General features: G+C 74.3%; 21 protein-coding genes and 1 riboswitch. Of the genes, 7 read left to right on the top strand and 14 right to left on the bottom strand.

All coding sequences use genetic code 11. The annotated features are described in order from the left end of the window. From pgsA to ACSNN9_RS20700, 3 genes are all read right to left on the bottom strand, one after another. Positions 1–522: CDP-diacylglycerol--glycerol-3-phosphate 3-phosphatidyltransferase (gene pgsA / locus ACSNN9_RS20690; RefSeq protein ID WP_436674949.1), on the bottom strand; the 522-nt coding region annotated here is incomplete at its 3' end. Positions 523–599: 77 nt separating this feature from the next. Then, on the bottom strand, positions 600–2,099 hold the full coding sequence (rimO, locus tag ACSNN9_RS20695) for a 30S ribosomal protein S12 methylthiotransferase RimO (RefSeq protein WP_436674950.1): 1,500 nt from the start codon (positions 2,097–2,099) through the stop codon (positions 600–602). An 84-nt stretch (positions 2,100–2,183) separates the two neighbouring features. Further along, the gene (locus ACSNN9_RS20700; RefSeq protein WP_436674951.1) at positions 2,184–3,107 is read right to left on the bottom strand and encodes an ornithine cyclodeaminase family protein; all 924 of its coding nucleotides are present in this window, start codon (positions 3,105–3,107) and stop codon (positions 2,184–2,186) included. Positions 3,108–3,199: 92 nt separating this feature from the next. Beyond that, positions 3,200–3,263, top strand: a riboswitch (guanidine-III (ykkC-III) riboswitch). A 63-nt stretch (positions 3,264–3,326) separates the two neighbouring features. On the opposite strand from ACSNN9_RS20700, the gene ACSNN9_RS20705 reads away from it, so the two are divergent. Next, positions 3,327–3,641 (top strand): DMT family transporter, encoded by a 315-nt coding sequence (locus tag ACSNN9_RS20705; RefSeq protein ID WP_436674952.1) that lies wholly within the window; start codon positions 3,327–3,329, stop codon positions 3,639–3,641. 90 nt (positions 3,642–3,731) lie between these two features. Beyond that, positions 3,732–3,974 carry a hypothetical protein gene (locus ACSNN9_RS20710; RefSeq protein WP_436674953.1) on the top strand — a complete coding sequence of 81 codons (243 nt, stop codon included), beginning with the start codon at positions 3,732–3,734 and terminating at the stop codon, positions 3,972–3,974. 130 nt (positions 3,975–4,104) lie between these two features. On the opposite strand, the gene ACSNN9_RS20715 is transcribed toward ACSNN9_RS20710, so the two are convergent. Then, a complete protein-coding gene (locus tag ACSNN9_RS20715; protein ID WP_436674954.1) occupies positions 4,105–6,552 on the bottom strand; it encodes a DNA translocase FtsK 4TM domain-containing protein in 2,448 nt (815 codons plus the stop codon). 114 nt (positions 6,553–6,666) lie between these two features. Here ACSNN9_RS20715 and ACSNN9_RS20720 point away from each other — a divergent pair, with 114 nt between their 5' ends. Together ACSNN9_RS20720 and ACSNN9_RS20725 are read left to right on the top strand one after the other, a co-directional pair. After that, on the top strand, positions 6,667–7,146 hold the full coding sequence (locus ACSNN9_RS20720) for a YbjN domain-containing protein (RefSeq protein ID WP_358084252.1): 480 nt from the start codon (positions 6,667–6,669) through the stop codon (positions 7,144–7,146). Next, a complete protein-coding gene (locus ACSNN9_RS20725; RefSeq protein WP_436674955.1) occupies positions 7,143–8,789 on the top strand; it encodes a YbjN domain-containing protein in 1,647 nt (548 codons plus the stop codon). The genes ACSNN9_RS20720 and ACSNN9_RS20725 overlap by 4 nt, the downstream gene beginning before the upstream one ends. A 61-nt stretch (positions 8,790–8,850) precedes the next feature. On the opposite strand, the gene ACSNN9_RS20730 is transcribed toward ACSNN9_RS20725, so the two are convergent. The 5 genes from ACSNN9_RS20730 to ACSNN9_RS20750 all read right to left on the bottom strand — a co-directional run bounded on the left by ACSNN9_RS20730 (position 8,851) and on the right by ACSNN9_RS20750 (position 14,771). Further along, entirely contained in the window at positions 8,851–10,539 is a 1,689-nt protein-coding gene (locus ACSNN9_RS20730; RefSeq protein WP_436674956.1) for a ribonuclease J, read from the bottom strand. Between the two features lie 52 nt (positions 10,540–10,591). Next, the gene (dapA, locus tag ACSNN9_RS20735; protein WP_436674957.1) at positions 10,592–11,518 is read right to left on the bottom strand and encodes a 4-hydroxy-tetrahydrodipicolinate synthase; all 927 of its coding nucleotides are present in this window, start codon (positions 11,516–11,518) and stop codon (positions 10,592–10,594) included. A gap of 46 nt (positions 11,519–11,564) precedes the next feature. Beyond that, positions 11,565–12,308, bottom strand: a complete 744-nt coding sequence (thyX, locus tag ACSNN9_RS20740) for an FAD-dependent thymidylate synthase (RefSeq protein ID WP_357872338.1) — start codon at positions 12,306–12,308, stop codon at positions 11,565–11,567. Between the two features lie 616 nt (positions 12,309–12,924). Then, positions 12,925–13,545, bottom strand: a complete 621-nt coding sequence (locus ACSNN9_RS20745) for a DUF2752 domain-containing protein (RefSeq protein ID WP_436674958.1) — start codon at positions 13,543–13,545, stop codon at positions 12,925–12,927. Next, positions 13,542–14,771, bottom strand: a complete 1,230-nt coding sequence (locus ACSNN9_RS20750) for a winged helix-turn-helix domain-containing protein (protein WP_436674959.1) — start codon at positions 14,769–14,771, stop codon at positions 13,542–13,544. Before ACSNN9_RS20750 ends, ACSNN9_RS20745 begins: the two co-directional genes overlap by 4 nt. A 78-nt stretch (positions 14,772–14,849) precedes the next feature. Here ACSNN9_RS20750 and ACSNN9_RS20755 point away from each other — a divergent pair, with 78 nt between their 5' ends. Continuing rightward, positions 14,850–15,401: an N-acetyltransferase family protein gene (locus ACSNN9_RS20755; RefSeq protein WP_436674960.1), complete on the top strand. Its 552-nt coding sequence runs from the start codon at positions 14,850–14,852 to the stop codon at positions 15,399–15,401. On the opposite strand, the gene ACSNN9_RS20760 is transcribed toward ACSNN9_RS20755, so the two are convergent. Beyond that, complete coding sequence (locus ACSNN9_RS20760) at positions 15,300–16,607, bottom strand: glycosyltransferase family 87 protein (protein WP_436674961.1); 1,308 nt, start codon at positions 16,605–16,607, stop codon at positions 15,300–15,302. The two genes, ACSNN9_RS20755 and ACSNN9_RS20760, sit on opposite strands and share 102 nt — an antisense overlap. Positions 16,608–16,642: 35 nt before the next feature. Here ACSNN9_RS20760 and ACSNN9_RS20765 point away from each other — a divergent pair, with 35 nt between their 5' ends. Further along, entirely contained in the window at positions 16,643–17,290 is a 648-nt protein-coding gene (locus ACSNN9_RS20765; RefSeq protein ID WP_436674962.1) for an N-acetyltransferase family protein, read from the top strand. Between the two features lie 141 nt (positions 17,291–17,431). Continuing rightward, complete coding sequence (locus ACSNN9_RS20770; RefSeq protein WP_436674963.1) at positions 17,432–17,812, top strand: VOC family protein; 381 nt, start codon at positions 17,432–17,434, stop codon at positions 17,810–17,812. A gap of 80 nt (positions 17,813–17,892) precedes the next feature. On the opposite strand, the gene ACSNN9_RS20775 is transcribed toward ACSNN9_RS20770, so the two are convergent. The 4 genes from ACSNN9_RS20775 to ACSNN9_RS20790 all read right to left on the bottom strand — a co-directional run bounded on the left by ACSNN9_RS20775 (position 17,893) and on the right by ACSNN9_RS20790 (position 23,127). Continuing rightward, on the bottom strand, positions 17,893–18,375 hold the full coding sequence (locus tag ACSNN9_RS20775; protein ID WP_436674964.1) for a GNAT family N-acetyltransferase: 483 nt from the start codon (positions 18,373–18,375) through the stop codon (positions 17,893–17,895). 47 nt (positions 18,376–18,422) lie between these two features. Then, positions 18,423–19,196, bottom strand: a complete 774-nt coding sequence (dapB, locus tag ACSNN9_RS20780) for a 4-hydroxy-tetrahydrodipicolinate reductase (RefSeq protein WP_436674965.1) — start codon at positions 19,194–19,196, stop codon at positions 18,423–18,425. A 72-nt stretch (positions 19,197–19,268) separates the two neighbouring features. Beyond that, the gene (locus tag ACSNN9_RS20785; protein WP_436674966.1) at positions 19,269–20,693 is read right to left on the bottom strand and encodes a M16 family metallopeptidase; all 1,425 of its coding nucleotides are present in this window, start codon (positions 20,691–20,693) and stop codon (positions 19,269–19,271) included. 49 nt (positions 20,694–20,742) lie between these two features. Next, positions 20,743–23,127: a polyribonucleotide nucleotidyltransferase gene (locus ACSNN9_RS20790; RefSeq protein WP_436674967.1), complete on the bottom strand. Its 2,385-nt coding sequence runs from the start codon at positions 23,125–23,127 to the stop codon at positions 20,743–20,745. Positions 23,128–23,398 lie beyond the last annotated feature (271 nt).

Here is a 23,398-nt window from a genome sequence, read left to right on the forward strand (position 1 = left end):
CGCGGCGGCCATGATCCACGGGCCGACGGCGGCGAGCGCGGCCGGCATCGGCCACAGGTACCACGTGATGGCCAGGATCTGGAGCGCAGTCTTGATCTTGCCGCCCCGGCTGGCCGCGATCACGCCGTGCCGGATCACCCAGAAGCGCAGCGCGGTGATGCCCAGCTCGCGGACGAGGATCACGGCGGTCACCCACCAGGGCAGCTGGTCGTACCAGGAGAGCAGCAGCAGCGCGGCCCCGGTGAGCGCCTTGTCCGCGATCGGGTCGGCGACCTTGCCCACCGAGGTGACCAGGGCGAACCGGCGGGCGATCCAGCCGTCCACCAGGTCGGTCGCGGAGGCGACGGCGAAGACCAGACAGGCGACCATCCGCCAGCCGGCGTGCGTCATCGCGGAGATGACCACGGACGCCGCGAAGACCGGCACCAGGGCCAGCCGCAACGCGGTGAGCGCGTTGGCCGCGTTCAGCACGGGCACCCGGGCCACCACCGGCGCGGGCGTCGAGTCCGTCGCCCCGGTCACCGTCGCACCCCGCTCCGGCCCCCGTGGCGCACCTGGCACCCCACCACGTGGCTCCCCCGCTCCGTCCGGGCCCGCCGTCACCGTGTTGCGCCGGGCGCAGCCGAGATCATCTCATCCGGGACCGCGACGAGGTCCACCCCTTCGGTGCCCGTGACCGTGGCCCGCACCAGGTCGCCCGGGCGCAGCGCGGCCAGGTCCACCCCGGCGCCGGACGGGGCGACGAGGGTGGTCGAGCCGTCGACCTCGGGGGCCTGGTGGGCCGCCCGACCCTCGACCACGCCGTCGTCGACCGAGTCGACGAGCACCTCGACCGTCGAGCCCAGGCGTTCCTCGGCGCGCTGCGAGCAGAGCTCGTCGGCGAGCGCGCTGAGCCTGTCGTAGCGGCGCTTGACCGTGGCGGCGGAGACCTTGCCGGACAGCCCGGCGGCCTCGGTGCCGTCCTCGTCGCTGTAGTCGAACACCCCGATCGCGTCGAGCCGGGCCTCGGTCAGGAACCGGACCAGCTCCTGGTAGTCGGCGCGGGTCTCGCCGGGGAAACCGACGATGAAGTTGCTCCGCGCGCCCGCGTCGGGGGCCAGCGCGCGGGCGCTCGCCAACAGCTCCAAAAACCGGTCGGTGGAGCCGAAGCGGCGCATCCGGCGCAGCACCGGCTCGCTCGAGTGCTGGAACGACAGGTCGAAGTAGGGCGCCACGCCGGGCGTGGTGGCGATCGCCTCGACCAGGCCGGGTCGGGTCTCGGCGGGCTGGAGGTAGCTCGCCCGCACCCGGACGACGCCGTCGATCGCGGCGAGCTGGGGCAGCAGCTTCTCCAGCGCCCGCGGGTCGCCCAGGTCCTTGCCGTAGGAGGTGGAGTTCTCGCTGACCAGCACCAGCTCGCGTACGCCGGTCCGGGCCAGCCACTCCGCCTCGGCGAGCAGCTCGTCCGGCGTACGGGAGACGAACGCGCCGCGGAAGGCGGGGATGGCGCAGAACGCGCAGCGCCGGTCGCAGCCGCTGGCCAGCTTGAGCGAGGCGACCGGGCCGGTGTCGAGCCGGTGGCGCAGCACCTGGCGCAGGTGGGCGGGGGTGTGCTCGTCGGTCTGCGTGACACCCCGGACCGGGGTGCCGTGGCCGGGCAGCGACACCCCGCTGTCCCGCCGGGAGACGGGGGTGAGGGGCAGCAGCTCGCGCCGGTCGCGCGGGGTGTGCGCACCGATCCGCTCGCCGGCGACCACCGCGTCCAGCCGGGCGGCGATGTCCGGGTAGTCGTCGAAGCTCAGCACCGCCTGCGCCTCGGGGAGACTGTCGGCCAGCTCGCGGCCGTACCGCTCGGCCATGCAGCCCGCGGCGACCACCTTGGCGCCGGTGTCGGCGGCGGCCAGCAGGGTCTGGATGGAGTCCTGCTTCGCCTTCTCCACGAAGCCGCACGTGTTGACGACCACCACGTCGGCGCCCTCGCCATCGGTGGTGACCTGCCAGCCGTCGGCGTGCAGCCGGGCGGCCAGCTCCTCCGAGTCGACCTCGTTGCGGGCACAGCCCAGGGTCAGCAGGGCGACGCGGCGGCCGTCGGTCGGGGAAGGGGGGGTCGCAGACACCATCCGAGGGTACCGGGCGGGCGGGTGGCGGCCGTCAACGGCGGGCCGCCGCGTCGCCGCCGCACGCTCCCCGCCGGCCCGGCCGGCTCAGACCGCCGCCGCGCCGACGCCGACCAGCCGGTCGAGCAGGAAGACCTCCGTGCCGGCCAGGCCGGTCGAGCAGAAGACCGAGACCTGGTCCGCGCCGGTCCGGCCGGGGACGGCGCCGGCCAGCACCGCCCCCAGGTCGCGCAACCGCCCGGCGTACGCGGGCAGCGTCGCCAGCATCGGCGGGTCGTACGCGGCGGCCTGCGCCGGCGAGTCGGTGACCAGCAGGTCGGCGGCGTCCAGCAGGTCGGTGCCGAACTCGTGCCGGTCGACCTGCTTGAAGCCGACCGCGTTGACGTGGGTGCCGGGGGCCAGGTCGGCGGCGTCGAGCACGGAGGTGACGGCGGTGGTGGCGAGCACCACGACGTCGCGGTGCCGGACGGCGGCCCGCGCCGAGTCCACGGCCCGCGCCGGCACGCCCAGCTCGGCGCGGACCCGGGCGGCGAACGCCTCCCGCCGGGCGGCGGAGCGGCTGTGCACGGTGACCTCGCGCAGCGGACGGACGGCGGCGGCGGCCCAGACCTGGGTCCACGCCTGCCCGCCCGCGCCGATCACGCCCAGGGTGGCGGCGTCCGGCCGGGCCAGGGCGTCCACGGCCACCCCGCCGAGACCGCCGGTACGCCGGGAGCCCAACTCCTGTCCGACCGCCACCGCCCGGACGGCCCCGGTACGCCCGTCGTGCAGCACGACCACCTGCTCCCCCTCCGGGTGCCCGAACGTGTCGTACGAGCGGAAGCCGTACCACTCGCCGGTGAGGTGGCCGGCGGTGAGCACCATCCGTCCCCCGCCCAGCGGCGCGGCGGCCCGGGGCGGGGCCACCAGGCGGCCGGCGTACGCGGCGAGCAGGGCGTCCCGCATCGCGGCCACCGTGGTGGGGGCGTCCAGCACGGCGGCGACCTCGGGATCGGAGAAGAGCAGCGGCATGGACCCGATACTGCAAGTTGAAGCAAGGTTCACGTCAACCGGTGGTGGCCCGACTCACCCCGGGCGCCGTCCGGCCGGTGCTAACGTCGGTCGTGGCGGCCCGAGGGCCGCCCCGGACGAGTGGTGGGCGTACCCGGTCAGGCCAAGACGCCCCGCGTGTGTACCGAGCCCACTCGTCCCGGCCCGACGGTCCGGGCAGCAACGCAGAGGTGATCCGCCATGGCCTGGATCGTGCTGGTGATCTCCGGACTTCTCGAGACCGCGTGGGCGGTCGCCCTCGACCGCAGCGCCGGCTTCACCCGGCTCGTCCCGTCGCTGGTCTTCGGGGTGACCCTGGTGCTCAGCATGGCCGGCCTGGCGTACGCGCTGCGCGAGATCCCGGTCGGCACCGGCTACGCCGTCTGGGTCGGCATCGGCGTGGTCGGCACCGCCCTGGTCGGCATGCTGGCGCTGGACGAGCCGGCCAGCCTGCCCCGGATCGCCTGCCTGCTGCTGGTGGTCGCCGGAGTCGTCGGACTGAAGGTCCTGCACTGACCGGCGTCGCTCCGGGCCAGGCGTGACGAACCACCACAGTGGGTAGAGCTGTGCCTGGCACCGGAAAGGCTCTCACCCACGGAGGCAGACATGGCCGACACGCACTCGACCGCCCGCCCGCGCACCAACGCCGCCCGCATCTGCACGATCCTGGGCTTCGTCTTCGCGGTCCTCGCGCTCTTGCTCAACCCACTCGTCTTCGGCGTGATCGGGCTGGTCCTGGGCATCGTCGGCGCCGTGCTGGGCGACAAGCCGCTCGGCTGGTACGCCGCGGCCGCCAACGTGGTCGCCATCGTCCTCAGCCTGCTGATCGTCAACGCGATCGTCAACTGACCCCGCCGCTCCCCCAGCGGAGAACGGGCCCGCCGGCGAGCCGGCGGGCCCGTCGCGTGCACGGCGCCCTCCCACCAGCGGGCGTCGGCGGGCCCAGTCCTCGCCCTCCCGCCACCGGGCGTCGGCGGGCCTAGTCCTCGCCGCCGCGCAGGCCGGCCAGGACCTCCTCCAGCTCGTCCGGCTTGACCAGCACGTCGCGGGCCTTGGAGCCCTCCGACGGGCCGACCACGCCCCGGGTCTCCATGAGGTCCATCAGCCGCCCCGCCTTGGCGAAACCGACCCGCAGCTTGCGCTGGAGCATCGAGGTCGAACCGAACTGCGAGGTGACCACCAGCTCGACCGCCTGCACCAGCAGGTCGAGGTCGTCGCCGATCTCCTCGTCGACCTTCTTCTTGTTGTCCTGCGCCGGGGCCAGCACGTCCGGGCGGAACTCCGGCTCGCGCTGATCCTTGCAGAACTTGACCACGTCGGCGATCTCGCGCTCGGTCACCCAGGCGCCCTGGATCCGGATCGGCTTCGAGGCGCCCATCGGCAGGAACAGTCCGTCGCCGCGGCCGAGCAGCTTCTCCGCGCCCGGCTGGTCGAGGATGACCCGGGAATCGGCCAGCGAGGAGGTGGCGAACGCCAGCCGGGACGGCACGTTCGCCTTGATCAGGCCGGTGACCACGTCGACCGACGGACGCTGGGTGGCCAGCACCAGGTGGATGCCGGCCGCGCGGGCGAGCTGGGTGATCCGGACGACCGAGTCCTCCACGTCGCGCGGGGCGACCATCATCAGGTCGGCCAGCTCGTCCACGATCACCAGCAGGTACGGGTACGGGCGCATCTCCCGCTCGCTGCCCGGCGGCGCCTTGATCTCGCCGTTGCGCACCTTACGGTTGAAGTCGTCGATGTGCCGGACCCCGTTGGCGGCGAGGTCGTCGTAGCGCATGTCCATCTCGCGGACGACCCACTCCAGCGAGTCGGCCGCCTTCTTGGCGTTGGTCACGATCGGGGTGACCAGGTGCGGGATGCCCTCGTAGCCGGTCATCTCGACCCGCTTCGGGTCGATCAGCAGCAGCCGCACCTCGTCCGGGGTGGCCCGGGTCAGGATGGACACCAGCAGCGAGTTCAGGCAGGACGACTTGCCCGCGCCGGTCGCGCCGGCGATCAGGATGTGCGGCATCTTGGCGAGGTTGGCCACCACGTAGCCGCCCTCGATGTCCTTGCCGAGCGCCACCACCATCGGGTGGTGGTCGCTGGTGGCCGCCCGCGACCGCAGCACGTCGCCGAGCGCCACGTTCTCCGGATCGGTGTTCGGGATCTCCACCCCGACCGCGCTCTTGCCCGGGATCGGGCTGAGGATCCGCACGTCGGGCGACTTCACCGCGTACGCGATGTTGCGGGAGAGCTGGGTGATCCGCTCGACCTTGACGCCCGGGCCCAGCTCCACCTCGTAGCGGGTGACGGTCGGCCCGCGGGTGAAGCCGGTGACGGCGGCGTCCACGCCGAACTGCTCGAAGACGCCGGTGAGCGCGACGATCACCTCGTCGTTGGCCTTGCTCCGGGACTTCGGGGCCGCGCCGCTGCCGAGCATGTTCGCCGGCGGCAGCGTGTAGTCGCCCGCCAGCCCGGTCAGCGCGAGCTGCTCGGCCCGGGTCGGGGCGGGCGAGTGCTCCGGCGGCTCGGCCGGCTTGCGGCTGGCCGGGACCCTGCCCGGAGGCTTGCGGGGCAGCACCAGGGTGTCCTGGAGGTCCACCCCGTCGAGGCCCTCGTCGAACTCCTCCGGGTCGAGCGGCGGCGGGGCCGCCCGCTTCGTCGCGCGCTTGCGGGGAGCGGGTTTGGCGGGCGCCTCGTCCGTCTCCTCCAGGACCGGTGGAACGATCCGGGTGCCGAACAGCAGGCCGAGCCGCTCCGGGACCTTGTTGATCGGGGTCGCGGTGACCACCAGCAGGCCGAAGACCAGCAGCAGGATCAGCAGCGGCACGGCCACCCAGGCGGTCACCGCGCGCTCCATCAGGCTGCCGACGCCGGCGCCGACCAGGCCGCCGGCGAAGTCGCGCTGGCCCGCGTCCGCCGGGTCCTGCCCGATGTGCAGCATCGCGGCGGTGGCGACCAGCATCGAGGTCCAGCCGACCAGGCCCCGGCCGCGGTGCTCGGGATCGACGGGCTCGCGCATCAGCCGCCAGGCGCCGATCATCAGCAGCACCGGCACCACGACCGAGATCGCCCCGAGGAAGAGCCGGAAGGTGTCGGCCAGCCGCGCGCCGACCGGGCCGGCGCCGGAGAACCAGACGGCCACCGCGCTGAGCAGGGCGAGGCCGAAGACCAGCAGGCCCGCGCCGTCGCGGCGCTGCTCCGGGTCGAGGCCCCGGGCGGAGCCGGCCTGCCGGAACGCCCAGCCGAGGCCGTGCGCCAGCCCCATCCAGAGCGCGCGGGCGGCCTGCCCGACGACCAGCCCCGGACCCGGCCGGGCCGCCGGTCGCCGCCGGGGCGCCGCGCGGCCGGTCTTCTTCGCCGGCTGACGGGCACGACTGTTCGTGGTGCCACGCGGCGACGCGCCGCGTCGCCGGCTCGCCTGAGAGGTACGGCCCGCCATAGCATCAACCTAATGGCGTGACCCGGCAGATCGCCGCCTTTCCGGGTCGTGTCCGCGTGTCGCAGCGCGGGCCCCGCCGCGTCGCGTGATATCTGCCTCAGAAGGGATGCCCCCATGGCGTCGCCGGGAATCGAGGACGGTCGGGACGGCCCCCTGTCCGGGCACCCGGGGGCGCTGGAACCGCTGACCGGCGAGCTGATCGCCGCCGTGCTGCGCAGCCGGGGCTACCGCGTCGGGGCCGACGCCGACGGCGACCTGGTCGGCCGCTGGGACGACAGCCTGATCTGGTTCCTGCGGCCCGGCACCGCCGGGGAGGTGCTCCAGGTCCGCACCCTGACCGCGCCGACGTTCCCGATCGAGTACGTGCCGGCGCTGCACGCCTTCTGCAACGCCTGGAACCACGACCGGCTCTGGCCCAAGGCGTTCGTGCACGTCGAGGACGACGGGCGGGCCCGGGTCTGCGGCGAGGTCATCACCGACCTGGAACGCGGCGTCACCGCGCACCAGCTCGACCAGTTGCTCGACTGCGGCATCGCCACCGGCTGCCAGCTCGCCACCGAGGTGGCCCGGCTGCCCGGCGGGGTGGTGGCGTGACGGGCCGCGGCGGGGACCTGGCCGGTCGCGGCCTCGACCCGTTCGGGCTGCCGGGCTGGTGGAGCGGGCTGCGGCGTGGGGGCCGGGCGCCCGACCCCGCGCTGGCCGGGGCGCTCGCCGACGCCCGGGACACCCCCGACGGCGAGGCCCGCAGCGGCGAGCTGGAGCGGATCGCCGCGCACGCCGACGCCACGGGCGACGACCGGACCGCGCTGGCGGCCCGGTTCGCGCTGATCGAGGCGTACCTCCTACACGGGGAGCGGTGGCGGCTGGTCGAGCCGGTGCGCCGCTGCCTCGCCGCCGCGGACCGCCGCCCCGACCTGCTCACGGGAGACGAGGCCGAGCTGCTGCGGCGCTACCGGCGGCACGCGGTCGAGGCCCTGCTCGGCTCACCGCGGGTCGGGCTGGACCAGGCGCGCGCCATGCTGGACGACCTCGCCGCGCGCGCCGCCGACGACCCGGCGGCGGTCGCCGAGCTGCGCTGCCGCATCGCCGACCATCTCGGCGACGAGCCGACGGCCCGCCGGTGGTACGACGAGTGGTCGACGGCCGACCCGGGGCCGGTCGGCGGCTGCCCGGACTGCGCGTCGGCCCGCCGGGCGGAACTGCTCGCCGGGTGGGGCGACCATCCGGCCGCGCTGGCCGCCCTGGCGGACGCCCCGCACGGCGTCGTCGACTGCTCCGAGCAGCCGGAGCGGACGCTGGTCGCCGGCCTGCTGTCCTGGCTGCGGGCCGGCCAGCCGGAGCGGGCGGCCGAGGCGCACGTCCGGGCGTACCGGCGGCACCGGCGGGAGCGGGCCGCCTTCGGGCTCCTCGCCGCGCACCTGCGGTGGTGCGCGCTGGCCGGGCACCCCGCCCGGGGCCTCGACGTCCTCGCCGAGCAACTGCCCCGGCTGGACCGGCCACACGACGACCTGTCCGCGATGGAGTTCGCCGCCGCCGGGGCGCTGGTCTGCGCCCTGGCTGTGGAGGCGGGGCTCGGCGGGCGGACGGTGCACCGCCCGGCGTACGGGGTGCGGCCGGCCGCCGAGCTCGACGTGGCCACGCTCGGCGCCACCCTGCTCGGGGTGGCCACCGCGCTGGCCGGCAGCTTCGACGCCCGCAACGGCACCGGCCACCAGTCCGGCCGGATCGCGTCCTGGCTGGCCGAGCGGCCGGCCGCCGCACCGGTGCCCCTGCCGCCCGACGAGGCCGGCGACGACGCCGGCGACCCGCCCGACGAGGAGCCGCCGGACGGGGAGCCCCGCCCGCTGAGCGTGGCGATGATCACCGCCGCGCTGGACCGGCGCGGGGACCGGTACGCCGTGGACGACCGGGGGGCCGTGACGGGCCGCTGGGGCGAGGCGCTGATCCAGTTCCGGCGGGCCGGCGAGCGGGGCGAGATCCTCCAGGCCCGGTCCGTGGCGAGCCGCCGACTGCCGGCCGACCGGCTCGCGGAGGCGTACGCCTTCTGCAACGCCTGGAACCACGACCGGCTGCTGCCGAAGGCGTACGTGCACGAGGAGGAGGGCGAGCTGATGCTGGCGGGCCACGTCGCCACCGACCTGGCGCACGGGGTGGCCCCCGCCCAGCTCACGGTCCTGCTCGACGCGGCCGTGGAGACCGCCGTCGCGTACGCCGAGGCGGTGGCCGCGCTGCCCTGACGCCGACGGCCCGACGCCCGCCGGCACACGGGGGTGCGGGCGGGCGTCGCGGCGGCGCGGGTCAGACCTCGACGACGGTGGGGACGATCATGGGCCGGCGCCGGTACGCGTCGTTCACCCACCGCCCCACGGTGCGCCGGACGATCTGCTGGAGCTGGTGCGGGTCGGTGATGCCGTCGGAGGCCGCCCGGTTCAGGGCCTCGGTGACCAGCGGGATCACCGGGCTGAACGCCTCCGGGTCCTCGGAGAAGCCCTTCGCCGACAGGGTCGGGCCGCCCACCACCTTGCCGGTCACCGAGTCGACCACCACGGTGGTGGCGATGAACCCGCCGTCGCCGAGGATCCGGCGCTCGGTGAGCAGCGACTCGCTGACGTCGCCGACGGCGAGGCCGTCGACGTAGACGTAGCGGCTCTTCACGTGCCCGACGAGGCTGGCCCGGCCCTCGACGAGGTCGACGACGTCGCCGTCCTCGCAGAGCACCACCCGGTCGGGGGCGACGCCGGACTCGATGCCGAGCCGGGCGTGCGCGCGCAGGTGCCGCCACTCGCCGTGCACCGGCATCAGGTTGCTGGGACGGACCACGTTGAGCAGGTAGAGCAGCTCGCCGGCGGGGGCGTGACCGGAGACGTGCACCTTGGCCACGTCCTTGTGCACCACCACGGCGCCGGCCCGGGCCAGCCGGTTGATCACCCGGTAGACCGAGGTCTCGTTGCCGGGCACCAGCGACGAGGCGAGCACCACCGTGTCGCCGGGGGCGATGGTGATGTGCCGGTGGTCGCCGCTGGCCATCCGGCCCAGGGCGCTCATCGGCTCGCCCTGCGAACCGGTGGACATCAGCACCATCTGCTCGGGCGGCATGTTCGTCGCCTCTTCGATCCCGATGACCAGCCCGGCCGGGATGTTGAGCAGCCCCAGGTCGCGGGCGATGCCCATGTTGCGGACCATGGAGCGGCCGATGAGGGCGACCTTGCGGCCGTGCTCGGCGGCGGAGTCGAAGACCTGCTGCACCCGGTGCACGTGCGAGGCGAACGAGGCGACGATGATCCGTCCCTTGGCCTTCGCGAAGATCGAGTCGAGCACCGGCCCGATCTCCCGCTCGGGCGTGACGAAGCCGGGGATCTCCGCGTTGGTGGAGTCCGAGAGCAGCAGGTCCACGCCCTCGGCGCCGAGCCGGGCGAACCCGGCCAGGTCGGTGATCCGGCCGTCCAGCGGGAGCTGGTCCATCTTGAAGTCGCCGGTGTGCAGCACCAGGCCGGCCGGCGTGCGGATGGCCACCGCGAGCGCGTCGGGGATCGAGTGGTTGACCGCGAAGAACTCGCACTCGAACGGGCCGAGCCGCTCCCGGCCGCCCTCCCGAACGGTCAGCGTGTAGGGCTGGATCCGCCGCTCGGCGAGCTTCGCCTCGACCAGGGCGAGGGTGAACTGGGAGCCGACCAGCGGGATGTCGGGCTTGTGCGCGAGCAGGTAGGGCACCGCGCCGATGTGGTCCTCGTGGCCGTGGGTCAGCACGATCGCCTGGACGTCGTCGAGCCGGTCCAGGATCGGACCGAAGTCGGGCAGGATCAGGTCGACCCCGGGCTGCTCGACGTCGGGGAAGAGCACCCCGCAGTCGACCACCAGCAGCTTGCCGTCGTACTCGAAGACGGTCATGTTGCGACCGATGGCGCCGAGCCCGCCGAGCGGGATGATCCGCAGCCCACCCTCCGGCAGTGGCGGGGGCAGTTCCGTCTCGAAGTGCGCCTCGGTCACGCGTCCACCTCATTCTGCGACGCCGGCATCCGGCGTCCATCGTGTCGTTGGGTCATTCGGGCAGTTCCAGGCCCGCCGCCGCGCTGTCGGCGCGGAGCTGGGCGATCTCGTCGTCGGTGGCGTCGACCAGCGGCGAACGCACCGGTCCGGCAGGCTTCCCGGCGGCCGCCAGGCCCGCCTTCACCAGGATCACGCCCTGGGTACGGAAGATGCCGGTGAACAGCGGCAGCAGCCGCCGGTGCAGGCTCAGCGCGGTGGCGGTGTCCCCCGCGTCGTACGCCTCGATCATCTGCTTGGTGAGCGCGCCGGTGAAGTGGGTCGAGGTGCCGACCACACCGACCGCGCCCACGGCCAGCGAGGGCAGGGTGAGCGAGTCCTCGCCGCTGTAGAAGGCGAGGTTCGTCCGGCTGGTGACCCAGCTCGTGGCGGTCAGGTCGCCCTTGGCGTCCTTCACCGCGACGATCCGGCCGTGTTCGGCCAGGCGCACCATCGTCTCGGTGTCGATCGGCACGCCCGCGCGGTGCGGGATGTCGTAGAGCATCACCGGCAGGCCGGTGGCGTCCGCGACGGCGGTGAAGTGCCGCAGCAGCCCGCTCTGCGGCGGCTTGTTGTAGTAGGGGGTGACCACGAGCAGGCCGTGCGCGCCCGCCTTCTCGGCGGCCGCGGAGAGCTCGATGGTGTGCCGGGTGTCGTTGGTGCCGACCCCGGCCACGACCTTGGCGCGGTCACCGACGGCCTCCACCACGGCCCGGATCAGCCGTTCCTTCTCCGCCTCGGTGGTGGTCGGCGACTCGCCGGTGGTGCCGTTGACCACCAGCGCGTCGTTGCCCTGCTCGTCGACCAGGTAGCTGGCGAGCCGCGCGGCGCCGTCGAGGTCGAGCGAGCCATCGGCGGTGAACGGGGTCACCATGGCCGTGAGCACTCGCCCGAAGGGGCGGGACACCGCCCGGGCGGGCGTGTCAGGGTGGTCGTGCGTCATGCCACCAACCTAGCGGACGACCACCGACGCCCCGCCGGGGAAGGCCTCAGGACAACTCGGCGTGCGGGCTCGCCGCGACCTCGGTGCCGTCGGGCAGGGCCGAGATGACGAAGTCGGCGAAGACGTTCGGGGCGACGCCCTGGAGCTGCCGCAGGCACTCCACCGCCAGCTCACGGATCTCCACGTCGGCGTGCTCCGTCGCGCGCATGGCGATGAAGTGCCGCCAGGCCCGGTAGTTGCCGGTGACCACGATGCGGGTCTCGGTGGCGTTGGGCAGCACCGCGCGGGCCGCCTGGCGGGCCTGCTTGCGCCGCAGCGTAGCGTTCTCCACGTCGGCGAAGCGCCGCTCCAGCCCCTCCAGCAACTCGTTGTACGCGCGCACGCTCGCCTCGGCGGCCTCCACGAACTTCTTGTGCAGCTCCGGGTCGTCGGCGATCACCGAGGGCTCGACCATGGCGGCGTCGCGCTCCGGCACGTACCGCTGGGAGAGCTGGGAGTACGAGAAGTGCCGGTGCCGGATCAGCTCGTGGGTGAAGGAGCGGGACACCCCGCTGAAGTAGAAGCTGACCGAGCCGTGCTCCAGCACGCTCAGGTGGCCGACCTCCAGGATGTGCGCGAGGTAGCCCGCGTTGGTGGCGGTGGCCGGGTTCGGCTTCTTCCAGCTCTGGTAGCAGGCCCGGCCGGCGAACTCCGCGAGGGCCTGGCCGCCCTCGGCGTCGGTCGACCACGGCACCTCGTCGGGAGCCTCGAAGTGGGTCCACGCGATGAGCTTGACCTGGGGCTGCACCATCTCCGGCATTCCTGGCACTGTAGTGGCGGGGAGCCGGCCCGCCCAAGCCAGGCTCGCCCGGTGCAATGTCGATCACGGTGCAATGTCGATGACGGTGCGCTGTCGATGACGGTGCGCTGTCGACCGCTCCGCCGGGCTGTCGACCATGCGGCCGGGCTGTCGCACACGCGGGGCGCGCCTCGTTCCACTGTCGGACGCCGCGACTGGCGCACGGCCGGCCGGCATCCCCTCCCGCGCGCTGTCGAGCTGAATCGTCTACGACATCGGCGAGCGGCGACGAGTCGTGGATACGCCGGGCCGACCACGGGCGCCCGGGAGCGACGTCGGTCGGCCGCCCCGCCGCCACCGGCCCGAGCGAGTGCAGCCTCAGCGCGCACCCCGACCGGCCCGACCCGCCGCCAACCGGCCCCGGCCGCCGCCGGCCAGCCTCACCCGCCGCCGGCCGGCTCCACCGCGGAGCGGAAGGGCCTTGGCGGCGTGATGTCGTAAACGACTCAGCTCGACAGGACGCGCACGCCGAGACGGCTGAGGCGCCCTGGCCTCGCACGGTGACGCCCGCGCGGCCGGCGAAACGGGCAGGGCAGCCGGCCGACACAGGCAGCGCGGGCGGCTGGGCTCAGACGTAGAGGGAGGTGAAGGGTGCCCAGGGGAGGTTGCGCAGCACCGAGAAGGCCAGCCAGGCGGCCAGGAAGACGCCGATCGCCCGGGAGCTGATCCGTAGCTCGGGCAGGCGCCAACCGAACGCCTGCCGACCCGCCCAGGCGACGAAGAGGTAGGCCAGGAAGGGCAGCGCGAAGACGAAGAGGAAGTGGTGCCGGGCGGCGGCCGGGAGGTCGGCGTGCAGCACGTACCAGAGCGCGCGGGTGCCGCCACAGCCCGGGCAGTCCAGCCCCGTGGTGAGCTTGAGCAGGCAGGTCGGTGCGGCGTCGGGCGCCGAGCGGGTGGGGTCGCTGAGCAGCGCGTAGCCGATGCCGGCGGCGACGCAGCCGAGCGCGGCCAACGGCACCGCCCAGCGCGGGGAGCGCTCGTAGAGACGGACGACGAAGCGGGTGAGCCGGTCCGGCTCGGGCACCGGGTAGTGCGGCGCCTGGCCGCCGGGCCCGGACCCGTCGCCCGCCACGCCCGCGGGCCACGCGCCGCCCGGCGGCACCGGAAGCTCCTGGGGCGGGGCGTCGACCCCGCCGGCCTGCGGAGGCGGCTGAGGGGCCGGTCCGTCAACGCTCGTCACGTCGCTCACCGTACACCGGCCACGCCCGCCAGCGCGGCGGCCAGCGGGACGGCCAGGTCGCCGGCGGCGGGCGGGGCCACCGCGTCCAGGCCCAGCCAGCCGGCGAGGCGGTGCAGCTCGGCGGCGAGCGCCAGCGCGGTCTCGCCCCGATCGACGCCCGGCTCGCCCCAGGCCGCCGGCACCAGCAGCACGCCGGCCTTCCGGTCGGCCTTCAGGTCGACCCGGGCGGTGAACCGCTCCCCCTGCAGGAACGGCAGCACGTAGTAGCCGTGCACCCGCTGCGGCGCGGGCACGTAGATCTCGATGCGGTAGCTGAAGTCGAAGAGCCGCTCGGTGCGGGCCCGCTCCCAGACCAACGGGTCGAACGGGCTGACCAGGGTGTTGCCGCGCACCCAGCGGGGCAGCCGCGCCCCGGCGTGCAGCCAGGCGGGCCGCCGCCAGCCCTGCACGGCGACCGGCAGCAGCTCCCCCGCCTCGACCAGGTCGGCGATGGCCTGCCGGGCGCCGGCCACCGGCAGCCGGAAGTAGTCGCGCAGCTCCGGCTCGGCGGCCACCCCGAGCGACCGCGCGGCGATGCCCACCAGCGCGCGGTAGGCCTCCGCGTCGGTCGGCGTGGGCGCGTCGAGCACGGCGGCCGGCAGCACCCGTTCCGGCAGGTCGTAGCGGCGGGCGAACGACGTGGTGCGGTCGGCGGCGGTGACCTCCCCCGCCCAGAACAGGTACTCCAGCGCCCGCTTCACCGCCGACCAGTTCCACCCCCAGTTGCCGGTCTCCCGGGGCGCGTCGTGCTCGATGTCGGCGGCCGTGAGCGGCCCCCGGGCGGCCACCTCGTCGCGCACCCAGGCGACCAGGTCGGGCTGCTCCTGGGCGATCCGTCGCATCCCGCCCCAGGACTCCGAGCGGGCCCTGGCCATCCGCCAGCGCAGCGCCGGGTGCAGCCCGACGGGGACCAGCGACGCCTCGTGCCCCCAGTATTCGAACAGCTCCCGGGGGCGGCGGTAGGCGGCGTCGTCGAGCAGCGCGGTCGGGTAGGGGCCGAGCCGGCTGTAGAGCGGCAGGTAGTGCGCCCGTTGCAGCACGTTGACCGAATCCATCTGGATCAGCCCGACGCGGTCGAGCACCCGGCGCAGGTGCCGGCGGGTGGGCGCGCCGGTGGGCGCGGGGTCGGCGAAGCCCTGGGCGGCGAGCGCCACCCGACGGGCCTGGGCGAGCGAGAGCGATTCCGGTGCGGCCATCGTCGGGCACCCTAATCCACCGGTACGACACCGGTGCGGACGCTGGACCGCGCACCCGGCGGGGCATAGAACGGACGCATGCTCACGATTCGCCGCGAGGAACCCGACGACGCCGAGGCGCTCGCCCGGGTGCACGTCCACGGCTGGCAGGCCGGCTACGCCGGGATCATGCCCGAGGAGGTGCTGCGGCGGCTCAACGTCACGGCCTGGGCGCAGCGCCGCCGGGACCTCGGCACCGCCGACCCGGAGCACCCCTTCACCACCCTGCTCGCCGAGGCCGACGGGACGCTGGCCGGGTTCACCACGTTCGGGCCGTACCGCAACAACCAGGACCGGGCCGACCTCGACCACACGCACGGCGAGCTGCTGGCGATGTACGTCGAGCCGGCCCGCTGGGGCGACGGCACGGCGCGGGCGCTGCTGGCGGCGGCGCGGGCCGGCCTGGTCGAACGGGGCTGGTCCGACCACCGGCTCTGGGTGCTGGCGGACAACCACCGGGCCCGCCGGTTCTTCGAGCGGGCCGGGCTGTCACCGGACGGTGAGCGGTCGACCTATCCGGTGCCGCTGGCCGGCGGGCGAGCGCCGGTCGGGCTGGTCGAGCTGCGGTACGCCGGGCGCCTCGACGGCTGACCCGGCCGGCGCCGCCCAGCGGCGGCCGATCCGGCCGCCGTCGCCCGGGCGACGGATGGGCAGGAACGCCAGCAGCGCCAGGCTGATCCAGACGTAGGTGTTGCTGCCGAGGAAGCCGTCGAGCCCGATGAAGTCCTTCTCCCAGGCCCAGACGATCCGGCTGATCAGGAGGCCGTACCCGACGACCGCGGCGCCCAGCAGGACGCGGCGCCGGCGGCTGCCGGCGGGCGCGGCCATCCCGTTGTCGACCAGCAGGATCAGCGCGGGCAGCAGCCACACCAGGTGGTGCACCCAGGTGACCGGGCTGACCAGGCACATCACCGCGCCCGTCAGCGCCAGGCCGGTCGCCTCGTCGCCGACGGCCACGGCGGCGCGGGACCGCCAGGCCCACAGCGCCAGCGTGGCGAGCACCAGCGCCAGCCAGGCCAGGGTGCTCGGGTGCTCCGGGTTCAGCCGGGCGACCACGCCGCGCAGCGACTGGTTGGAGACGAACGCCAGCTCACCCACCCGGCCGGTGTTCCACAGCGCCTCCGTCCAGAACTCCCGCGAGGCGTCGGGGAAGAGCGCGGCGGCCAGCAGCGTCACGCCGGCCGCGGTGGCCATCGAGGTGACCGCGGCCCGCCAGCGGCCGGTGACCAGCAGGTAGACGATGAAGATGCCCGGGGTCAGCTTGATCGCGGTGGCCAGGCCGATCCCCACGCCGGCCCACCGGTTGCCGGCCGGCAGCAGCCGGAGCAGGTCGATCGCGACCAGGAAGAGCAGCAGCATGTTGACCTGGCCGAAGTTGACCGTCTCGCGCATCGGCTCGTACGCGGCGGCCAGGCAGAGCGCCACGGCGAGGACGAACCAGCGGGTCCAGCCGCAGCGGCGGGAGATCGGGTCGATCAGCCACCAGAACAGCACGGCGGTGACCAGCACGCTGGCGGCCACGCTGACCGCGATCGCCGCCGCCCACGGCAGGTACGCCATCGGCAGCATGACCAGGGCCGCGAACGGCGGATAGGTGAAGCCGTACTGGGTGCCGGGCTTGAGGAAGTCGTATATCTCCCCACCGTCGTGCACCCACCAGGTCAGCGCGCCGTAGTAGACCTTGAGGTCGAAGAAGCCGTGCCGCACGGCCGCGACGGACAGGAAGGCGGTCACCGCGACGGCGAGCGCGACGACGCAGACGACCTGCTGGATCGTCCGTCGGGGACCCTGCGCCACCATCGCCTCCCTGGCCCTGCGTAGGCTTCCGTCCCATGGCTCTCGGGTACGTCCGCCCGGCGCGTCCGGAAGACGCCGGCGAGATCGCACGCATCCAACTCGCGACCTGGCGGGTCGCCTATCGTCGGATCCTGCCCCGGCACGTGCTCGACAACCTGGACGAGGCGTGGCTAGCCCGGCGGTGGAGCGCGGCCGTGCAGGAGCCGCCCTCCGGCGCCCATCGGGTGCTGGTCGCCGTCGAACAGGCCGAGCAATCGTATCTGGTGGGGTTCGCCGCCTCCGGTCCGGCCGACGCCGAGGCCCTCGCCCCGGGCGAGCCGGCGGAGGTTCTCGGGCCGGACGTCGCCGCGGTGACGGACCTGCTGGTGGAGCCGCGCTGGGGTCGGCGGGGGCACGGCAGCCGGTTGCTCGCGGCGACCGTCGACCTGTGGCGCTCCGACGGGTTCACCCGCGCGCTGGCCTGGGCCTTCGACGCCGACGCGGCGACCCGGAAGTTCCTCACCAGCACCGGCTGGGAGCCCGACGGGGCGGCCCGCGCGCTGGACGTGGAGGACATGCTCGTCCCGCAGGTGCGCCTGCACGTGGCGGTGCCCACGGACGCGGACCCCGCGGACGCGACGCCCACCGAGGCGACGCTGCCGGACCCGACGCCGGGTGGGTCGTCGGCGCCGCCCGGGGACTGACGGCACGGGCCGCGGCCCGACCGCGCCGGATCGCGGTCCCCGGCCCGCCCGGGCCGGCGGAACGCCGGACACTGTCGGGGGCGTCGCCTACGGTGACCCCATGGTCGCGGTGACGGCGTCCACGAGAGGGAGGCAGCAGGCATGTTCGCGGACACGAGGGCGTGGAGCAGTTTCTCGGTGGACGACACCGGCCGGGCCGAGCGGTTCTACGCCGACACGCTCGGCCTGCGGGTGTCGCGCGACGACGCCATGGGCGGCCTGCTGACGCTGCACCTCGCCGGCGGCCGGGACGTGATGGTCTACCCGAAGGAGGACCACACCCCCGCGGCCTTCACGGTGCTCAACTTCCCCGTCGACGACGTCGACCGGGCCGTCGACGAGCTGACCGCGCGCGGGGTGCGGTTCGCGCACTACCCCGGCATGCCCCAGGACGAGAAGGGCGTCATGCGCGACAACGGGCCGACGATCGCGTGGTTCACCGATCCGGCCGGCAACATCCTGTCGGTGATCGAGGAGGGCTGACCCTAGCCTGCCGGGCGGGGCGCCACCCGACGGTCGCCGGGCCGTCGGGGCGCGGTGACGCCCCGCCGCCCGGCGGGGCGTCAGGAACGCGCGGGCGCGAGGAGCTCGACGACCAGTTCGTCGTCCTCCATCGCCCCGGTGGGCACGAAGCCGAGGCTCGCGTAGAGGCGGGCGGCCTGGACGTTGTCGGGGTGGTAGGAGAGCCGGACGGGGCGCCCGCCGTCCTGGCCGCCCAGCCACGGGGCCAGGGTGCGCACCGCCGCCCGGCCCACGCCCCGGTCCTGCTCGGCCGCGTCGACCACCATGCCGCCGATCCACCGAGACCCGTCGTCGTCGACGCCCCACATGACGTGCCCGACGACGGTCTCGTCCGCGTACACCGCCAGCGAGGTCCACACGTCGGAGCGCATGGTCAGCAGCAGGTAGCGGGCGGCCAGCGCCGCCACCCACGCGCGCTGGTCGTCGCGCGGGGCGACGTCGGCCACCGCCCGCCAGTTGTCGTCGTCCACCGGGCGCAGGGTGATCCGGCGCCCGGCCCGGTCGGAGAGCCCAGAATCGATCATCGGGGCAGCCTAGGGGCCGCCCGCTGCCGCCGCCACGGGTTTGCCCGTCAGTCGAGCAGGGCGTCCAGTCCGACGGTCAACCCGGGCCGGTTGCGGACCGCGCGGACGGCCAGCAGCACGCCGGGCATGAACGAGACCCGGTCGTACGAGTCGTGCCGGATGGTCAACGTCTCCCCCACGGTGCCGAGGAGCACCTCCTGGTGGGCGACGAGGCCGGTGGCGCGCACGGCGTGCACGCGTACCCCGTCGATGTCGGCGCCCCGGGCGCCCGCTACCTCGGCGGAGGTGGCGTCCGGCATCGGCCCGAGCCCGGCCTCGGCGCGGGCCGCCGCGACCAGCCGCGCGGTGTGCGTGGCGGTGCCGGACGGGGCGTCCAGCTTGCGGGGATGGTGCTGCTCGACGATCTCGACCGACTCGAAGTGCCGGGCGGCGCGGGCGGCGAACTGCATCATCAGCACCGCGCCGATGCCGAAGTTGGGGGCGATGACCACGCCCAACTCGGGCTTGCGGGCCAGCCAGCCGCGCACCTGCTCCAAGCGCTGCTCGGTGAAGCCGGTGGTGCCGACCACCGCGTTGATGCCCTGGTCGACGCACCAGTGCAGGTTGTCCATGACGACGTCCGGGGTGGTGAAGTCCACGACCACCTCGGCCCCGGCGTCGGACGCGGCGAACAGGCCGTCACCCTGGTCCACCATGGCCACCAGTTCCATGTCGGCGGCGGCGTCCACCGCCCGGCACACCTCGATGCCCATCCGTCCCCGGGCGCCCAGCACGCCGACCCGGATCGGCTCGTCCGGGCTCTTCTCCTGCTCGTCAGTCACGGGGCACAACCTATCCCAATCGGGACTCCCGCACCCGGGCGGACCGGCACCGGGCGGTGGTGCGGGGACGGGTCAGCGGGCGGAGAAGTCGTTCGCGCCGAACGGGCCGACCACGGCCAGCGACATCGGCCGGTTCAGCAGCTCGGCGGCCAGGGTGTTGACGTCGGCCACGGTGACCGCGTCGACCCGGCCGAGCAGCTCGTCGACCGGCATCAGGTGGCCGTAGAGCAGCTCGCCCTTGGCCAGCCGGCTCATCCGCGAGCCGGTGTCCTCCAGGCCCAGCACGAACGAGCCCTTGCTCATCCCCTTGCCGCGGGCCACCTCGGCCTCCGTCAGGCCGTCGGCGGCCACCCGGGCCAGTTCCGCCCGGGTCAGCTCCAGCACCTCGTCGACCTTGCCCGGGGCGCAGCCGGCGTAGACGGCGAAGAGGCCGCTGTCGGCGTACTGGCTGGCGTAGGAGTAGACCGAGTAGGCGAGGCCGCGCCGCTCGCGGATCTCCTGGAACAGCCGGCTCGACATGCCGCCGCCGAGGATGTTGTTGAGCACGCCCAGGGCGAAGCGCCGCTCGTCGAGCCGGTCGATGCCGGGGCAGCCGAGGATGACGTGCGCCTGCTCGGTCTCCTTCGGCTCCACCAGGGTGGTGGCGGGCTTCGTGCGTACGGCCGGGGTGGCCGACCGGTGCGACGCGGGCGCCGCCGGGTCGGTGTCCAGCGGGGTGCCGCGCAGCGCCTGGCGGACCAGCCTGACGACCGTGGCGTGGTCCAGGTTGCCGGCGGCGGCGACGACGATCTGCGGGGCGGTGTAGCGGCGGCGGTAGAAGCCCTGGATCTGCCGCCGGGTCATCGGGGTGACGGTCTCCTCGGTGCCGGAGATCAGCCGGCCCAGCGGGTGGTCGCCGTAGACGGCCCGGGCGAAGAGGTCGTGCACCTCGTCGCCGGGCTCGTCGTCGTGCATGGCGATCTCCTCGAGGATCACGCCCCGCTCGGTCTCCACGTCGGCCGGTTCGAGCACCGAGTCGGCGACCAGGTCGCACATCACGTCGATGGCCAGCGGCAGGTCCTCGTCCAGCACCCGGGCGTAGTAGCAGGTGTATTCCTTGGTGGTGAAGGCGTTGGTCTCGCCCCCCACCGCCTCGATCTCGGAGGAGATGTCCAGCGCGCTGCGCTTGTTGGTGCCCTTGAAGAGCAGGTGCTCCAGGAAGTGCGCCGCGCCGGCCTGCGGGCCGGTCTCGTCCCGGGAGCCGACCGCGACCCAGACGCCGAACGAGACGCTGCGCATCGCCGGGATCGCCTCGGTGAGCACGCGCAGCCCGCTGGGCAGCACGGTACGTCGTACCGTGCCGCCCAGCGGGTCGTCGCTGATGGTGCGGGTCACCGCCCGGGCGGCGCCGCCGGAGCGGGCCGCCCCGGCGCTGCGGGGGGAGGCCCCTGCGGGGCCCGGGACGGACGCCACCCCCCGTCGATCCGGCGGAAACGGCGCGCTGACGGCCCGACTCACGTGTTGCTCCCAGATCGACGAGGGGTGGGTGATGCGATGGTGCGGTGCGTCAGCTGCGCCGGGTGCGGCGGCGCGGACGCTCGCCGCCCTCGCCACCCTCGCCGCCGCCCTCGCCGCGCTCGCCGCCGCCCGGGCCGCGACCGCCCCGGTCGCCGCCGCGCTCACGGTCGCCGCGGTCGCGCGGAGCCCGGTCGTCCCGGTCCCGGCCGGCCGGACGCTCGCCGCCAGCGGCCTCGCCGGCGGCCGGCGCCTCGGCGCCCTCCGGGCGGACCTTGTCCAGGTAGATCTTGCCGCGGGCGTCGATGTCGGCGATCTCGACCTCGACCCGGTCGCCCACGTTGAGGAAGTCCTCGACCCGCTCGACCCGCTTGCCGTCGCCCACCTTGGAGATGTGCAGCAGGCCGTCGCGGCCCGGCAGCAGCGAGATGAACGCGCCGAACGCGGCGGTCTTCACGACGGTGCCGAGGAACCGCTCCCCTGCCTTCGGCAGGGTCGGGTTGGCGATCCCGTTGATCCGGTCCACCGCCGCCTGGGCCGACGGGCCGTTGGTGGCGCCGACGTAGATCGTGCCGTCGTCCTCGATGGAGATCTCGGCACCGGTCTCGTCCTGGATCGCGTTGATGGTCTGCCCCTTCGGGCCGATCACCATGCCGATCTTGTCGACCGGGATCTTGACGGTGGTGACCCGCGGCGCGTGCTCCGACATCTCGGCCGGGCCCTCGATCGCCGCCTGCATCACGCCGAGGATGGTCTGCCGGGCCTCGTACGCCTGCTGCAACGCGGCGGCCAGCACGTCCGACGGGATGCCGTTGAGCTTGGTGTCGAGCTGGAGCGCGGTGACGAACTCCGGCGTGCCGGCGACCTTGAAGTCCATGTCACCGAACGCGTCCTCGGCACCGAGGATGTCGGTCAGCGTCACGTACTGGGTCTTGCCGTCCACCTCGTCCGAGATGAGCCCCATGGCGATGCCGGCCACCGGCGCCTTCAGCGGCACACCGGCGGAGAGCAGGCCCAGCGTCGAGGCGCAGACCGAACCCATCGAGGTGGAGCCGTTGGAGCCGAGCGCCTCGGAGACCTGCCGGATGGCGTACGGGAACTCCTCGCGCGACGGCAGCACCGGGATCAGCGCCCGCTCGGCGAGCGCGCCGTGGCCGATCTCGCGCCGCTTCGGCGAGCCGACCCGGCCGGTCTCACCGGTCGAGTACGGCGGGAAGTTGTAGTTGTGCATGTAGCGCTTGCGGTTCTCCGGGGACAGGGTGTCCACCATCTGCTCCATGCGCAGCATGTTCAGCGTGGTGACGCCCAGGATCTGGGTCTCGCCGCGCTCGAACAGCGCCGAGCCGTGCACCCGGGGCAGCACGCCGACCTCGGCGGTCAGCGGGCGGATGTCGCGCGGGCCGCGGCCGTCGATGCGGACCTGCTCGCGCAGCACCCGGTTGCGCACCTCGGACTTGGTGAGCGACCGGAAGGCGGCGCTGAGCTCCTTCTCCCGGCCCTCGAAGCGACCGCCGAGCTCCTCGGCGACCTTGGCCTTGATCCGGTCGAGGGCCTCCTCGCGGTCGGCCTTGCCGGCGATCTGGAGGGCCTCGGCGACCTCGGCGCGGGCCACGTCGGCCACCGCCTCGTAGACGTCGTCCTGGTAGTCCAGGAACACCGGGAACTCGGCGACGGGCTTGGCGGCCACCTCGGCCAGCTCGCTCTGCGCGCGGCACAGCTCGCGGATCGCCGGCTTCGCGGCCTCCAGGCCGCTGGCCACGATCTCCTCGGTCGGGGCGGTCGCGCCGCCCGCGATCAGGGTCACGGCGTTCGGCGTCGCCTCGGCCTCGACCATCATGATCGCGACGTCGCCGTCCGGCAGCGAGCGGCCGGCCACGACCATGTCGAAGGTGGCCCGGGCCAGCTCCTCCAGGGTCGGGAAGGCGACCCACTGGCCGTCGATGTGCGCGACGCGGGTCGCCCCGATCGGGCCGGAGAACGGCAGGCCGGAGAGCTTGGTCGACATCGAGGCGGCGTTGATCGCCACGACGTCGTAGGGGTGCTGCGGGTCGAGCGCGAGGATGGTCTCGACGACCTGGACCTCGTTGCGCAGGCCCTTGACGAACGACGGGCGCAGCGGCCGGTCGATCAGCCGGCAGGTGAGGATCGCGTCCTCGCTGGGGCGGCCCTCGCGGCGGAAGAACGAGCCGGGGATGCGGCCCGCGGCGTACATCCGCTCCTCGACGTCGACGGTCAGCGGGAAGAAGTCGAACTGCTCCTTCGGCTGCTTGCCGGCGGTGGTGGCGGAGAGGACGACCGTCTCGCCGAGCTGGGCGACGACGGAGCCGGCGGCCTGACGGGCGAGCCGGCCGGTGGAGAAGGTGATCTCACGGGTGCCGAAGGACCCGTTGTCGATCACGGCGGTGCGGGATTCGGTGCCGAGGTTGGTCTCGGTCATGGTGCTGTCGTGCTCCTTCGCATCGGGGGCCCACGACGCGGGGAGCTGCTCAGACGGCCGGTCTTCGATCGAAGCGCCCGGGTGACCGGCGGGATGCCGGAGTGCCCGGGGGCCACTACCGGAGACCGGTACGCTGACCGGCTCCCGTTCTCGGGTGGTCGCGCGGCCCGGTTTTCGTGTGGTGGCGGAGCGGGGGGGGGGGGGGGGGGGGGGGGGGGGGGGGGGGCGCGGCGGCGCGGGTCAGACCTCGACGACGGTGGGGACGATCATG

This window comes from Micromonospora sp. URMC 107, assembly GCF_051386315.1.
Classification (GTDB): domain Bacteria; phylum Actinomycetota; class Actinomycetes; order Mycobacteriales; family Micromonosporaceae; genus Micromonospora.